The sequence below is a fragment of the Corallincola holothuriorum genome, from assembly GCF_003336225.1.
In the GTDB taxonomy this organism is placed as follows: Bacteria; Pseudomonadota; Gammaproteobacteria; order Enterobacterales; family Neiellaceae; genus Corallincola; species Corallincola holothuriorum.
In genome coordinates this window covers 635,848-650,540 of record NZ_QPID01000001.1, presented here as the reverse complement: position 1 = coordinate 650,540, position 14,693 = coordinate 635,848, and the positions used below count along the sequence as shown (strand labels likewise).

The window sequence follows — 14,693 nt, the reverse complement described above, 5'->3', positions numbered from 1 at the left end:
CTACCTCTATTATTCCTGTGGAAACGGGATCACGGTTTGTTCGATCGCGCCAAAAATTGAGCGGCCGGCGGTATCAAACATCTCGATGCGAATGGTGTCACCAAAGTTCATAAACGGCGTTGTGGGTTTACCTTCTGCAACGGTTTCCAACATCCGTTTTTCAGCTATACAGCTTGAGCCTGCGCTACGGTCATAATTGCTTACTGTGCCTGAGCCTATAATGGTGCCTGCGCACAGTGGCCGTGTTTTCGCGGCATGAGCAACTAATTCGGCAAAGTTAAAGGTCATATCTGTGCCTGCGTCCGGCTCGCCAAATAGCGCATTATTGAGGTGGCTGGTCAGAGGCCGCAGCACTTTACTTTTTTGCCAATGATCACCTAGTTCATCAGGGGTGATCGCCACAGGAGAAAAACTGCTGGATGGTTTGCTTTGGTAAAAGCCAAACCCTTTGGCTAACTCGCCGGGGATTAAATTACGCAGTGATACATCATTAACCAGCATCAGTAAGTGAATGTGGTTATCCGCATCTTTGGTCGCAACGCCCATCGGCACATCGTCGGTCACCACCGCGATCTCCGCTTCAAAATCGATGCCCCAATCGGTGGATGCCATCGGAATAGGATCATGGGGAGGCAGAAAACAATCAGAGCCACCTTGATAGATCAGTGGATCGCTCCAGAAGCTCTCTGGCATCTCGGCTCCGCGCGCTTTGCGTACCAGCTCGACATGATTAACATAGGCGCTGCCATCAGCCCAATGAAAGGCACGGGGCAGGGGGGATTCACAAGCACTTTCAACAAAGCCAAAGGTATCGGCAAGCACGTTGTCGTTGAGCTGTTGATAGACAGTGTCGAGCGCCGGCCGGACAATTCGCCAGTTATCCAACGCTTGCTGCAGGGTGCTAGCGATCTCTGTCACGGTCACAGCTTGGCTAAGATCACGACTCACAACGATCAGTTGTCCATCACGAGTGCCGTTTTTCAAACTGGCTAACTTCATTTAGCGCTCCTTTCTGCTTTAACTTCAACCCAGTTCATTGTGATTGCGCCAGCTGTAAACATAGTCAGGGTTCTCCAGTTCTGAAGCTTTCGGTGACACTTCTAACGCATCACGGGTGTCAAGCATCACTGCCACTTCGTCGGTGAACTTGCGGCTGTATTCTTGACCCGCTTTGTACGCCTTAGGATGGGGGCCGTGGGGGAAACCCGCCGGGTGCAGGGTGACCATGCCTTGGGTGATATTGTCGCGACTGAAAAAGTCGCCCGCGTGGTAGAACAACACTTCATCGTAGTCATCGTTACTGTGATAGAACGGTACTTTCAGTGCGCCGGGGTCACTCTCAATCGGACGGGGCACAAAAGTGCAGATAACAAAGTGTTTGGTAACAAAGGTGGTGTGCGCCGACGGCGGTAGGTGATATCTGTGACTCATTAACGGGCGTATGTCGCGCCAATTCAGTTTCACCACCGAAAGATCGCCGTGCCAACCCACCGCATCAAGCGGGTTAAATGGATAGGTGATCACCGATATCTGTTGATGGCGCTTAACATGCACTTGCCAACGTTCTTCGTTTTGTTGATCCAGAAAAGCCTGGTTGATCTGCGGTGTTTTCAGTACCGCAGGGTCAAATAGTGCGTGCCGACCCACCATCCCTTTATCGGGCAACTGGTAGCTTTGTTCGGTGGCCTCAATCATCAATAGGCGCATAGGCCGTTGAGGGCAGAGTCGCCACATGGTGCCTCGAGGGATCACCACATAATCACCTTCGGTCAACGTCATATGGCCATAATCGCAGAATATCTCGCCGTCGCCTTCATGAACGAATAGCAGGTCGTCACCGTCGGCATTACGTACTAGATTTTCCATCGCTTCGTTGCAGTCCCATAGCCGGTAGCGGCAGTGAGCGTTGTGTAGCAAAGTGGGCGTGCGCCACGGGCTGTCGGGGGCAATACCTGTGATCTTTGCAAAAGCGAATGCTCGGGGGCGGAGCGGGCCTTCCCAGGCCAGCCAACCCGTAGGCGGATGGCGGTGATGAATATGGCTGGCAGAGCCAAAAAATCCATCGCGCCCCACTTCACGTTCATATAATCCCTCTTCGGGAAAGTCAGCGTGGGCTTGTGCAGAGCACTGCCCCTCTGTGCGGGGAAAGTTGATCGGTTGGCTCGCCATATTACTGCTCCTCGCTCAATGTACCGCGGCGGATCTGATCTTCTTCGATAGATTCAAACAATGCCTTGAAATTACCCTCGCCAAAGCCTTGGTTTCCCTTGCGTTGAATGATCTCGAAGAACACCGGCCCGATCACCGTATTGGTGAAGATCTGAAGTAAGATCCCATCTTTTTCAGGTGCGCCATCGATCAGGATCTTCAAGGCTTGCAACTGAGCGACATCTTCACCATGGTCGGGAACTCGGGTATCGACCTTTTCATAGTAGGTGTCCGGTGTGAACATAAACTCCACGCCACGATCTTTGAGGGTTTGTACTGTGGTGTAGATATCATCTGTGGTCATGGCGATATGCTGGATCCCTTCGCCGTGGTATTCACGGATAAACTCTTCGATCTGCGATTTGTCGTCAGAAGATTCATTTATCGGTATGCGGATCTTGCCACAGGGTGCCGTCATGGCGCGGCTTTTCAGACCCGTGAGTTTACCTTCGATATCGAAGTACCGGATCTCACGGAAATTACCTAACTGCTCATAGAAGTGTGACCATTTATCCATATTGCCACGCATCACGTTATGAGTGAGGTGATCCAGCTTGTAAAGCCCCACTTGGTGGCTTGCCATCTTGTGCTGCCAGTCTGGATAAAACTTGAAGTCTACTTCGTAGATACTGCTGTCGCCGTAGCGATCAATAAAGTAGAGCGTACTTTTGCCAATACCGTACACGGCAGGGATCTTAAGCTCCATGGCGCCCAGGTTGCCAACATACTCAGTAGCGCCATGGGCGATAGCGCGCTTTAATGCTGCCCCGGCATCGGCAACACGGAATGCCATACCGCATACGCTCGGCCCATGAATACGTGAGAACTGCTCCGCTTGCGAGCCAGGCTCTGCATTAACGATAAAGTTAAGGTCACCCTGCTTATAGAGCCATACCGCTTTTGAGCGGTGCTTTGCCACTTCGGTAAATCCGAGTGAGCAAAATAGCTGTTTTAACGCATCAATACCGGCGGCATCCGCCGCTGTATATTCGACGAATTCGAAGCCGTCAGTACCAAGTGGGTTAAGAATTGGATCTGTCATCGGGTTGAGATTAGCCATGGGAACAGTCACCTCTTTTTAATGGGCGTTGTAATTGTTTGAACCTAAGTTAGGGCTAATTACTGCAATCTGTCGCGAAAATAGCGGAGGGAGCAAAGTGAGGCGATTTGGTTAAATGGTAAACAAATCGTTACGTCATCAGAGCCGTGCTTCAAACCCCTATATATCGCGGTTTGGCGGCGCAACGTTGTCAATTATCGCTGAAAAAGTGGCAAGTCTAAATGAGCCTAAGTGGGGAGGGATGCAAGTTCCGTGGTTGTCAGCAGTGCTAACGCCTTAGCAATAAATATCTATGCTGTGCCCGGCACGCTGCCGTTGGTTGCGCCAGGATATTAGTTTTGGAAAGTGACTGAGAAGGCAGGCCATGTATCTGAACGAGCACTGCCAGTAGTGCGGTGGCAACTATTACTAATAGCTTTCGCGCCTTGAAATCAAAGCAGATGCCTTGCTAGTTCAGTACTTAAACTGCGATGAAGTTGTGTATTGTTTGAGTGATCTATCGGTTGCATCGATGCAACCGACAGCTTGATGCTTACTGCAAGATCGCACTTAGCTTTATCTGATAGAGATTGCCTCGGCCGTTTTCGATACGGGTAAAAAACAGGTATTCGCCATTGGGTGACACGATCGGTGTGAACTCATGGTTTGGCGTATTTACTTTTTCGCCTAAGCTTCTCGCTTCGCTCCAGATCCCATCCACTTTTTCGGCGATATAGAGATCGCCTTTGCCGACGCTGTCGTTGCGACCGGAGATGCTAAAAATAATGGTGTTACCATCACTAAGCACGACAGAGTCACCGATTTTGGCGTCTTTTCCATAGATATGTGCGGGTAAGGGCTTTGGTTCTTCAAATCCAGCAGGCGTCTTTTTCGCTACGTACATTTGACGTTGGTTATCGCGAAAAGAGGGAAAGTAGAGATCACCGTTGGCGGTGATTGAGGGATACAGGTCATCCGAGTCAGAACTGAGATCTGGCAGGTACTCGGGCGTTTGCCAGACACCGTTGTCTAGCGCCACACGCCAAAGATTCACTGAACTGCTAACTGCTGCGCCGGGCTTTATTGGCCGCTTGGAAACGAAGTAAATCGCTGAGTAATCTTCGTTGTAATAGGCATCGGCTTCTAAATAGCCGCCAGAGAATGGCAGTGCTACGGGCGGTTGCCATTGACCGTTCTTATAATGAGATCCCATCATGGTGCACTGGCTGAAGTCGTCATGGCAGCGAGCAAAGATAACGTGATCGCCCGCTTTGTTGAAGACAGTGTTGATCTCAAAATTGTCTTTAGTAGAGATGATCCCCGGCGCAAATTCTACCGCCTGCTTAGCGGCTGGCGCAGAGTGGTAAGGTGTGGGCGCTGCGGACAATGTTGAGCCAAATGTGAGAGCGGTTGCGGCAATGGCTAGTGTACTGATGCGGTTGAAAGCTCTCATCTATATATTCCTGATGCTCATTACTTATTGACTGAATTGATGCGTGCCGATAACCACATCTGATTGTTGAGGATGCAAGTTACCGTTAATGGAATTTACAGGCCACTATCGCCAAGCAAAAACAGCAATTGGAATGTCGTACCTTGTGTAAGTGGTTCTGTACATCATGCCTCTACTATCGACTAGAGAGTAGGTCTTTCACCCTGCATAACTTATGTGGTTTTTTAGTGCTGTAACAGCCGGAATGGTTGATGTAAGTGATCGGCCTGTTGCTTCTTTAGTCATAAAGTAATTACAAAGAGACCAATAAAAAAGCTCCCTTACAGGAGCTTCCATATGGCTTGAAGCGAAAACATCTATGCTTGCTTACGATGCCAACCCATTGCAGCAATAACCAGCGCGATCAGCGCAATACTTGCAGGTGCAGGAACGGCCGCGTTAGTACTAGAATTAATATCGAAAATAGCGGTGCCATTAAGTTGTCCGGCAAAGTTGAAATAGGCAGAGCTGGCGTCAAAACCATAAGAGGTGACCCCTAATGTACTTGCCGCAGCATCATACATTAACGATGTAATGGATAAATCAGAGAGTACCGAAAGTACAAAGCCGTTAAAGCTGCCACTCGCGAAGCTGTTGCCTGAGTGTCCGACGATCACCTGAGTATCACTCACATCAATGCTTACTACACTAAATCCACTGCAGCTTGTTGGATATTCAACCGTAGCGTCTACCGTTTTAGTGCCATTGGAACAATACAAGCTGGTGTCGTTTGGGTAGTAAAAATCTGCGCCTACCGTTGCTCCCATCAAACCTGCGTGTGCAATGCCCGCCCAGCTTGTCAGCAGTAGTACTGATAATACAGAAACGAAATTTTTCATGGTTAAACATCCCTTTATTAGTATTTAGCGCCAGTAGCCCACTTCATCACTCTAGCCTTAGTCAGGCAGAACGCCTTCATTACGACAACGGCGCAATAATAAGACCATTAATTTTAGTTATTTTACTTCAACGAATTAGAAACGAAGCACTTTGAAGGTACCGCAGCTATGTATAATTTGGTGACGTTGTGAGGGGGGCTGAATCTCACGAGGACAGGGATAGCGAATAGCTCAACTAAACCCATTTTTGGATCAGCCTGATCAGGACAGTGCTAACGAATAGTACCGTCCTGATTTTTGGGAGGGGAAGCTGAGGATCGTTAACTCGACACGCCTACTAGTCGGTTGGAATTAAATCGGTCTTTGCAGCCATCACGAAATCATTCTTATGTAGTCCACTGATCTTGTGTGTCCACCATGTCACCGTGACTTTGCCCCATTCGGTTAAAATTGCTGGGTGGTGGCCATACTCTTCAGCGAGATCGCCGACGCGATTACTAAAAGCCATCGCTTTCTTAAAGTTACTGAAGCTGTACTGCCGACGGAGCATCAAGATGCTGTCTTCGCTAACGGCTGCCCAATCCGGGATCTCTTTGATTAGGGCTGCTAACTCTGCGTCAGTGACTTTCGGTGCGTCGGCGCGGCATGCTTCGCAGTTAGTTTTTGCAAGATCTGACATAGCTGTTCCTGTGTCCAATGGTGATAACAAATAGCATTAGCGCCGAATGCGCGTTGCTTTAATTTACTGCGCTACGGGGGCAAATCGCGGCGGGAATAGCCCCTGTTTCTGCGCTAGGTCGACTTTAGCGATCAAGTTCATTTCAGCAATTTCGACCAGTTCGTCGATATCATCCAACACATAATAGACCGGTTGCATGATATCAATACGATAAGGGGTGCGCATTGCGTCGAGGATTTTTAACGGCAGGCGCTCGGGGTCTGGAGAGAGTAATGCACGCTCTGTTTCCCCTGGTGATGACAGAATGCCGCCGCCATAGATACGCAAGCCTTCGTCGGTGTTGACCAAGCCAAACTCGACGGTAAACCAATATAGCCTTGCTAGATATACCCGTTGCTCTGGGGTGGCTGCCAAACCGATCTGACCGTAGCGATGGGTAAAATGGGCGAAGGCGGGATTTGTGAGTAACGGACAGTGGCCGACGATCTCGTGAAAGATATCAGGCTCCTGCAAGTAGGCGAACTCTTCTCGGCTGCGGATAAAGGTGGCGACGGGAAACTGCTTGTTTGCCAGCAGCTGGAAGAACTTCTCAAATGGGATCAGTGCGGGGACCGCCACAACCTGCCAGCCGCTGGTTGCAATGAGCACACGATTAATCTCATCCAGTTGTGGAATACGATCTGTGGGGAGGGCGAGCGCTTCCATGCCTTTAAGGTATTCATCACAGGCTTTCCCAGGCATCACCGCTTGCTGCTGAGTGATCAGGTCATGCCATACCTGATGTTCTTCGTCACTCCAGATGATAAGGCCATCTGAGTCTGCCTGTTTCGATACATAGCGACACTGTTTCACCGCTGTCCCCCTCAATTGCTTCGGTCTGACGTAGGGCGTCAGCCAACGCTTATAATTTGGACATCACTTTAGGAGTGATTACGCCAAACGCCCAATTTGTGGGGGATAAAGCCGCGCTGTCAAATCGTACTTTATTGTTTACTTTGTGATGTTACTTAATTGAATTAACTAACCTTTTAGCTGGTGGCTGGGCTGTTAACGACGATCGCACGAGGTGCACCCATGGCAGGTGGCACGCCCTTCTAAGCGCATATAGTCGCGTTGAATATGGCAATAAGCACGCTTGAGGCAACGACGATAATCAAACCAATCAGCCGGTTGCTGTTGTAATACGTGGCCATTAAAGCGCTTATAAACCTCTTTGCCGTGACGCTCTATAAACGTCGTATTAAAGCCGATCTCAAAAAGAGTCAGTAGCTCGGCCATATTACTCATGCTATGTATCTGTGCGGCAATTTTTGTTGCTTGCGCGGCGTCTGTGTTGCTGTCTGTTGTCATTATCTAGCTGCTTATGCTGACTGTCAGGAGAGGGCGGTTTAGCGTTCCGAACTGTTACCTTAATAGTTTTAACTGCAGTGCCCATCTTTCTCTTCGTGCGGCTTTCAGGTTAGCGGCAACTGCATCTCTAACTCTTGTTAAGCTCTCTAAACTGCTATTAATCTCTTTGAATTACTCTCAGCTTCTATCAATTCCTATCAGTTCCTATCGGTTCCTATCAGTTCCTCTATCAATATTGATGCCACTACGGCGTCGAGCCACACCGTTAATCTACATAGTCCCGCCAGCGGGTTAGGGGTTGGGTTGTTTAGCTGGACGGCCAACAATTTGCAGTAAATCAGCCAAATTCCGCGTGTGTTGTGTCAAATCCAACAATAGGTAATTGATCTTGTTGTCACGCAACATGTTGAAATTTAGCCTAATTACTAAAACTGACTACGGCGGGTAGATGGTTTGTTTCTTGCTGATATAGCAGTGGTATCACTTTAATATTTTAGGAGTTAAATCATGCTGTTGGATAGCTATGAAGCGCAAGGGGCGTTATTTACCACCAACTTTAAGGCGGAAACAAGTCAGGCTGGTCTGCATGCCTATCGTGGTGAGTTGGTGCTGATTGATGGTGAAATCGCCGATGATTCAGGTCGTCGCAAAGCACCAGTGAAGTTGCTTCGCGATGCAATATTACTAGCAGAGGGAGAAAAGCTAAAAATGATCGTTGGCGGCTTCGACGATATCGCAGATATCAGCTTGCTGCTTGAGCGCTATGGTCAGGACTTTGCTGATGACGCGTTTATCTTTTTGTTGGCGCCCAATGCCCATTGTGAAGCGAAGACGGTGATCAATGGCATTAGTGGCTATCTACTACCGTGGGATGCCATGGTGTGGGCTCAGCTTACGGAAGAGTTGCGGTTAGAAAAGAGTGACTTCAAAGGGCTTAAAGCGGCCGACAAAGTATTGAAAGTGTTCGGCGAGTTGAAAGATTACGCGCCGAGATTTGCACAACTCTCACTGGATGAGATGCTAGCCAATGCTACATCAGCTAAGAAAGAGGTTCATGGCGCTATCTAATTGCTGACGAAGCCATGCCAAGGGTGAGGGAGCGATGGTTTCTCTCACCACTCTTACCATCGCAGAGCCCTACATTAATAAAGATCCCATTCGCAACTTCTTCGATTAAATTCATTCAGCGTAAAACGTAATTTTTTGTTTACTCATTGCTACAAAACCCAGATATGATAGGCGGCTAAATTTACTGCAGAGAAAACTGATACGGCCTGAGTTTTGGGTTGGACAGATTAAGGAAATCAAGTGTTTGTAAAAGCGCCTACCGATATTGTGTCACTGGATAATATTTTGCCTGAAGAGCCGCTGTTGATGATGGGAGCGGGCCCTGTGCCTATTCCTGCCCGGGTAGCGGCGGCAAATTCCATTGTGATCAATCATCTGGGTGACACCATGTCGCAGATCATCGAGCAGGTTAAGTCGATGTCGCGTTATGTTTTTCAAACCGAATCCCGGCATATTTTAGGGGTGGCAGGCCCAGGCTCTGCAGCGATGGAAATGGCCGTGGTGAATCTGGTTGCTCCTGGCGATACCGTCCTGAGCATTTGCAACGGCTTTTTTAGTCACCGTTTGTCTGAAATGGCAGAGCGTACCGAAGCCAAGGTGATCCGCTTTGAGGTAGAAGATGGTTTTTGTGCTGATGTAGAACAGGTTGCACAACTGATCGCACAACATAAACCTAAGGTCTTGACCATAGTACAGGGGGAGACCTCTAATACGGTCTACAACCGTCACTTGCCGGCCATTTGTAAGTTAGCCAAAGCCCATGACTGTTTGGTGATAACGGATGCAGTATGTACCTTGAGCACCATGCCACTGGCGATGGATGAGTGGGGCGTTGATGCAGTAATTACCGGCGGCCAAAAAGGTTTGTCCTCTATTCCTGGTGTGTCTTTGGTGGCGTTTTCTGAACAAGCTTGGTCGCTGATCGAATCACGTAAAGATACGCTACGGCATTGGTGTTTAGATGCCCGGTTGGCGGATCAGTTTTGGTACAAAAAATCCTATCACTACACGGCACCTGTGTCGGGTATTTTGGCTATGCATGAAGCGTTACGCCTGATCTGCAGCGAAACTTTGCAGGGGCGTTTCGAGCGCCATGAGCGCTGTTCTTTGGCACTGCAGGGGGCGATTGAAGCGTTAGGTATGAGCCTGTATGTCGAGCCTGACAGCCGACTGAATTCCGTGGTAGGTATCAACGTACCAAACGGCACCACCGGGCCTGAGATTCTGGCATTAATGTCAGCTAAACATCGGGTGGAGATATCGGGCTCGTTTGGACCCAATATTATTCGTATTGGCCAGATGGGGGAGCAGTGCCGTACTCATCACCTGTTTAGAACGGTACATGCCCTAGGCTCTAGCGTGAAAGAGTTAGGGGTCAATGTCGATCTACCCGCAGGTGTTGCCGAGCTGGAAAAACGTTTGCAAAAATAACGATAACTATTAATTCGGTCATCGTTTTGTCATCTGCGTTTGTTTGAATGCTTCGCGCATTCAATGTGGGTTCGCCCCACACTCGTTAGAACAGGTGATTTATGAATGGCCGTGCATTTTTTCGTTTACTACGCTTTTACGGTATTAGTATCGCGACGTTCGCAGCTTTTTGCAGAACCAAGGTAGATAATATCTACCTTTTGCAGAAGGCCGAAGCGGTGCCTGAATACTATCAACGTCAGCTTAATGATCTCACCCAGAGCTAAATGCTCTCTTCGATAACTCGCGTCACCACTCCAAGTCAGTGTCTCTTTGTCATACTGACTTGATTCTTCGGCACTTGCCCTCCAAAATCGCCGGCATAAGTTTTTATCCATAGAACTAACAATCTTTGTTAATCACAGTTCATACCCCATCTCATGTTGTCAGTGATGGGAATGACAAAAAGGTAGAGCAATGCAAGAAACCATAGAACGCCTGCGCGAAGTCAGCCTGTCCGTGCCGGTTCCCGTTGAACTGCCGGATGACGATGATCTTGTGGTGATTGAGGAAGAGATCCTGCTACCTATGCCTCGCGATCTGAAAACCTTCCTAAAGGAGGTCAGTGATGTCGTGTATGGCAGCATTGAGCCAGTCACCGCTTCTGATCCCTATCTGCACACCCACTTACCAGAGGTCACCGCGACCGCATGGTCAGAAGGGGTAGAGCGCCACCTGATAGTAATTTGTGCTGATAGTGGTACCTATTATTGTATGACGCCGGAGGGGGAAGTCGTTCATTGGGTGGACGGTGAGCTGACTGAAGGCAGCTGGCAGGATATTTGGCAGTGGGCTAGAGAGGTATGGTTAGAGTCCTGATGTTGGCTTGACGAGCGATTTGTTGTGATTATGCCGCTTACAACGAATGATCAGTGCAACATTGCTGTTTGTACTGGTCAGTCCTGATGCCGAAACTGCTTTATATGTGCTCAAACACCGATAGATCTACCTATAAAGAGAGGTCGGAGCGCTATTCGGCGACATGAACATTCGAAAATATTTTATTTTTATTACAATTTAAAAGGTATTGCTGTCCATTTCTTAGCTATGCTTAGTTCCAGGTGTTTAAATTAGAGATGCCTTTAGTTTGTAACCTGCTGTATTCACAATGGTATTTCTTGTTTACCTTGTGATAGGTGCACAAAACGTAATTGAATTTGTTGAGTTCCGGCTCCCGAACAGGGGAGCGCTCTCAATGAGAATTTTCGTTTTCGGAGCATCATATGACGAAGTTTCGCCTTAGCTATTCAGAAGTTGTATCGCGTTTTTCCCACGTATTATGTGAACAATATATTCATTTAGACCAACCGAAATACCACTTAAGTAAACTAAGGGAAGCCGTTGCTCAAAGTTGGGGTTATAGCAGCTATAAGGATGTTCAGAATCACCTAGTCACTGCCATAGATGCTTCAGATTGGCATGATCTAAACGTAAACGGCTTCGACCTGCTGTATTTAAAATTTGCTGAGCAGAAGATGGGTCCCTCTCCGTATCATATTCGTGCCTACCGCAATACGGTTGACCACTTTGTGCAAAGCTCCTGCCTGATCTGTTCTATCTACCAAAAACTGCCTGATAACGACAACCGCTAATCACGACGCATTGTTGACAATGTCTGTTTGATATCGCTATTTTATAGATATATATCCTGCGTGGACTTTTATATTGTCAACAATAGTTGCAGATTCGCAAACCCGAAATAATGATGCTTTCTTCCGCTTGCAGGAAGCGATCGTCAAGGGTGAAATTGCGCCTGGCAGTAAGCTGAAGGAGGCTGAACTATCAGCTACCTATGGCATCAGTCGTGGCCCGTTACGAGAAGCGTTAAATCGACTGGAGGGGCGTAAGCTAGTGCGAAAAATCCCCCATGTGGGCGCACAGGTGGTCGATTTAGATCTAAAAGAGCTGGCAGAAATTTACCTTATTCGTGAAAGTTTGGAAGCTTTAGCGTGTCGCTTAGCTGCTCGCCAGATGAGTGACCAGGCGCTAACAGATTTAGGTGAGCTGCTTACTCAACACGCTGAGTATATCGACGCACAAGAGGGTAAGCGCTACTTCAACCAACAAGGTGATCTCGATTTCCACTACTGCATTATCCAAGGCAGCGGTAATCAAAGCCTGATTAATTTGCTCTGTGACGAGCTCTATCAGCTAGTTCGTCGCTACCGTTACACTGGCAGTCACCGTCATTCACGGCCGCAACAAGCGTTGGCCGAGCATCAACGTATCTATGAAGCTTTGCTTGCCAGAGACGGAGAACTCGCCGCTCTCTTAATGCAGCGCCATATTCAAACCGCTCGCCGTAATATTGAACGCACCCTTGCAGAAGATATGTCAGATGTTGATGACACAGAGCTGACGCCTGCAAGCACTGCCAAAGCGCCCGATCAAAAGGAAACCAAACTATGAGTTCAGCCGGAGCACGATTTCGCAGTGCCCTAAATAGCGAAACACCGCTGCAAGTGGTCGGTGCCATCAATGCCTATTGCGCCATGATGGCTGAGCAGTCTGGTCATCAGGCGTTGTACTTGTCCGGGGCAGGGGTGGCCAATGCCTCTTATGGTTTACCCGATCTGGGAATGACCAGCCTGGATGATGTATTGACCGATGCTAGACGCATCACGGCTGCCTCAGATCTGCCCTTACTGGTGGATATTGATACCGGATGGGGTGGTGCGTTTAACATTGCCCGCACGATAAAGGAGATGGAACGTGCCGGGGTGGCCGCTGTTCATATAGAGGATCAGGTGCAACAGAAGCGCTGTGGTCATCGACCTAATAAACAGATCGTGAGTCAGCAGGAGATGGTTGATCGCATTGCTGCGGCGGTAGACGCTCGTCACGATCCACAGTTCTTTATCATGGCGCGTACCGATGCGTTTGCCCAGCAGGGGCTTGAAGCGGCGATTGAGCGTGCCCAGGCCTGTGTTGAGGCGGGTGCCGATGGCATTTTTGCGGAGGCAGTGCATACGTTGGACGACTATGCTGCATTTGCCAACGCATTGAATGTCCCTATTTTGGCGAATATGACCGAGTTTGGCCAAACACCATTGTTTACTTTGCCACAGTTAGCACAGTCTGGTGTGGGCATGGTGCTGTATCCGCTCAGCGCATTCCGGGCGATGAATGCTGCCGCATTGAAGGTGTATCAAACCCTTAAAAGCGATGGCGATCAATGTGATCTGGTGCCACAAATGCAAACACGGGAGGAACTCTATCAGTTTCTCAACTATCACAGTTTTGAGCAGCGTTTGGATGCGCTGTACAGCGAGGATAACAACTAACTCTAACATCGAAGCTATATAGGTCGCTGTACCCTACATACAGTGACTTCCATAACAGATAAAAATCGATGGGCGGCACGTATCGCACCATCACAAACAAGTTTATGGAGGATCGGATCATGGTACAAAAAGTACTGGGTGGCGCAGGGCTGCGTGGTCAGGTGGCTGGTAAAACTGCGCTCTGCACCGTTGGCCAATCGGGCTCTGGCCTGACATATTGTGGTTATGACATTGCTGACTTGGCGGCGCATGCGAGCTTTGAAGAGGTCGCTTATCTGCTCGTTTACGGTGAATTACCGTCGCTGACACAGTTGGAAGAGTTTAACGCACGCTTACGTCACCATAGGCGGCTTCCTTTGGCCTTGAAAGAGGTGTTAGAACGGATCCCCGCGACTGCGCATCCCATGGATGTGATGCGGACCGGTTGTTCGCTACTTGGTAACCTGGAAACGGAACAGACATTTGCTGAACAAGACCAAGTGATTGAACGTCTGATCGCGCTGCTACCTGCGATCATCTGTTACTGGTATCAATATTCCCATCACGATAAGCGCATCGAAACAGCGACCGATGATGATTCTGTCGGCGGCCACTTCCTACACATGCTCCACGGAGAGAAGCCGAGTGCGTTGCATCAATCTGTGATGCATGCGTCGTTAGTGCTGTATGCCGAACATGAATTTAATGCATCGACCTTTACTGCGCGAGTTTGTGCCTCCACTTTGTCTGATATGCACTCCTGTATTACCGCCGCCATCGGCAGTTTACGCGGGCCACTTCATGGTGGTGCAAATGAAGCAGCGATGGCATTGATCCAGCAGATGGATAGCCCTGAACACGCTGAACAACTGTTGCTGGAAAAGCTTGCTAACAAAGACAAAGTGATGGGCTTTGGGCACGCGGTATATCGCACCTCAGATCCGCGCAATGGGATCATCAAGGCGTGGTCTAAACGACTCGCTGAAGAGGCTGATTCGCCGTTGCTTTATCAAGTGTCAGAGCGTTGTGAGCAGGTGATGTGGCGGGAAAAAGAGCTATTTCCCAATGCGGATTTCTTTCATGCTTCGGCGTATCACTATCTGGGCATCCCAACCAAACTGTTTACCCCGATCTTTGTTATGTCCCGCGTTACAGGCTGGGCAGCGCATGTGAAGGAGCAGCGGGCGGACAATCGAATTATTCGTCCAAGTGCCGATTATGTGGGGCCTGAGCCGCGCGCTTACGTAGCGATTGAACAACGCGTAGCCAAATAGTGTGGTTACGC

16 protein-coding genes are annotated in these 14,693 nt (G+C 48.9%); 8 read left to right on the top strand and 8 right to left on the bottom strand.

What is annotated here, in order from left to right; all coding sequences use genetic code 11:
- Positions 1–9: 9 nt before the first annotated feature.
- The 8 genes from DU002_RS02780 to DU002_RS02745 all read right to left on the bottom strand — a co-directional run bounded on the left by DU002_RS02780 (position 10) and on the right by DU002_RS02745 (position 7,607).
- On the bottom strand, positions 10–999 hold the full coding sequence (locus DU002_RS02780; RefSeq protein ID WP_114336811.1) for a fumarylacetoacetate hydrolase family protein: 990 nt from the start codon (positions 997–999) through the stop codon (positions 10–12).
- 24 nt (positions 1,000–1,023) lie between these two features.
- On the bottom strand, positions 1,024–2,169 hold the full coding sequence (locus DU002_RS02775; protein ID WP_114336810.1) for a homogentisate 1,2-dioxygenase: 1,146 nt from the start codon (positions 2,167–2,169) through the stop codon (positions 1,024–1,026).
- Between the two features lies 1 nt (position 2,170).
- Positions 2,171–3,250 carry a 4-hydroxyphenylpyruvate dioxygenase gene (gene hppD, locus DU002_RS02770; RefSeq protein WP_114336872.1) on the bottom strand — a complete coding sequence of 360 codons (1,080 nt, stop codon included), beginning with the start codon at positions 3,248–3,250 and terminating at the stop codon, positions 2,171–2,173.
- Between the two features lie 550 nt (positions 3,251–3,800).
- Complete coding sequence (locus DU002_RS02765; protein ID WP_114336809.1) at positions 3,801–4,700, bottom strand: TolB family protein; 900 nt, start codon at positions 4,698–4,700, stop codon at positions 3,801–3,803.
- A gap of 356 nt (positions 4,701–5,056) precedes the next feature.
- Positions 5,057–5,578 carry a PEP-CTERM sorting domain-containing protein gene (locus DU002_RS02760; protein WP_114336808.1) on the bottom strand — a complete coding sequence of 174 codons (522 nt, stop codon included), beginning with the start codon at positions 5,576–5,578 and terminating at the stop codon, positions 5,057–5,059.
- 337 nt (positions 5,579–5,915) lie between these two features.
- The gene (locus tag DU002_RS02755; RefSeq protein WP_114336807.1) at positions 5,916–6,257 is read right to left on the bottom strand and encodes a 4a-hydroxytetrahydrobiopterin dehydratase; all 342 of its coding nucleotides are present in this window, start codon (positions 6,255–6,257) and stop codon (positions 5,916–5,918) included.
- Between the two features lie 63 nt (positions 6,258–6,320).
- The gene (gene phhA, locus DU002_RS02750; RefSeq protein WP_114336806.1) at positions 6,321–7,109 is read right to left on the bottom strand and encodes a phenylalanine 4-monooxygenase; all 789 of its coding nucleotides are present in this window, start codon (positions 7,107–7,109) and stop codon (positions 6,321–6,323) included.
- Between the two features lie 195 nt (positions 7,110–7,304).
- A complete protein-coding gene (locus tag DU002_RS02745; RefSeq protein WP_114336805.1) occupies positions 7,305–7,607 on the bottom strand; it encodes a nitrogen fixation protein NifW in 303 nt (100 codons plus the stop codon).
- 507 nt (positions 7,608–8,114) lie between these two features.
- On the opposite strand from DU002_RS02745, the gene DU002_RS02740 reads away from it, so the two are divergent.
- The 8 genes from DU002_RS02740 (at position 8,115) to prpC (ending at position 14,682) form a co-directional block, all read left to right on the top strand.
- Entirely contained in the window at positions 8,115–8,675 is a 561-nt protein-coding gene (locus DU002_RS02740) for a hypothetical protein (protein ID WP_114336804.1), read from the top strand.
- 240 nt (positions 8,676–8,915) lie between these two features.
- Entirely contained in the window at positions 8,916–10,106 is a 1,191-nt protein-coding gene (locus DU002_RS02735; RefSeq protein WP_114336803.1) for a pyridoxal-phosphate-dependent aminotransferase family protein, read from the top strand.
- Positions 10,107–10,207: 101 nt separating this feature from the next.
- On the top strand, positions 10,208–10,372 hold the full coding sequence (locus DU002_RS19330) for a hypothetical protein (RefSeq protein ID WP_158537944.1): 165 nt from the start codon (positions 10,208–10,210) through the stop codon (positions 10,370–10,372).
- Positions 10,373–10,562: 190 nt separating this feature from the next.
- Positions 10,563–10,964 (top strand): SMI1/KNR4 family protein, encoded by a 402-nt coding sequence (locus tag DU002_RS02730; protein WP_114336802.1) that lies wholly within the window; start codon positions 10,563–10,565, stop codon positions 10,962–10,964.
- Positions 10,965–11,368: 404 nt separating this feature from the next.
- Positions 11,369–11,737, top strand: coding sequence for a hypothetical protein (locus tag DU002_RS02725; RefSeq protein WP_114336801.1), 369 nt, complete (start codon positions 11,369–11,371; stop codon positions 11,735–11,737).
- Between the two features lie 73 nt (positions 11,738–11,810).
- The gene (locus DU002_RS02720; protein ID WP_233496373.1) at positions 11,811–12,554 is read left to right on the top strand and encodes a GntR family transcriptional regulator; all 744 of its coding nucleotides are present in this window, start codon (positions 11,811–11,813) and stop codon (positions 12,552–12,554) included.
- Positions 12,551–13,429 (top strand): methylisocitrate lyase, encoded by an 879-nt coding sequence (gene prpB, locus DU002_RS02715; protein ID WP_114336799.1) that lies wholly within the window; start codon positions 12,551–12,553, stop codon positions 13,427–13,429. The genes DU002_RS02720 and prpB overlap by 4 nt, the downstream gene beginning before the upstream one ends.
- Positions 13,430–13,548: 119 nt before the next feature.
- A complete protein-coding gene (prpC, locus tag DU002_RS02710; RefSeq protein ID WP_199405143.1) occupies positions 13,549–14,682 on the top strand; it encodes a bifunctional 2-methylcitrate synthase/citrate synthase in 1,134 nt (377 codons plus the stop codon).
- The last annotated feature ends 11 nt before the right edge of the window (positions 14,683–14,693 follow it).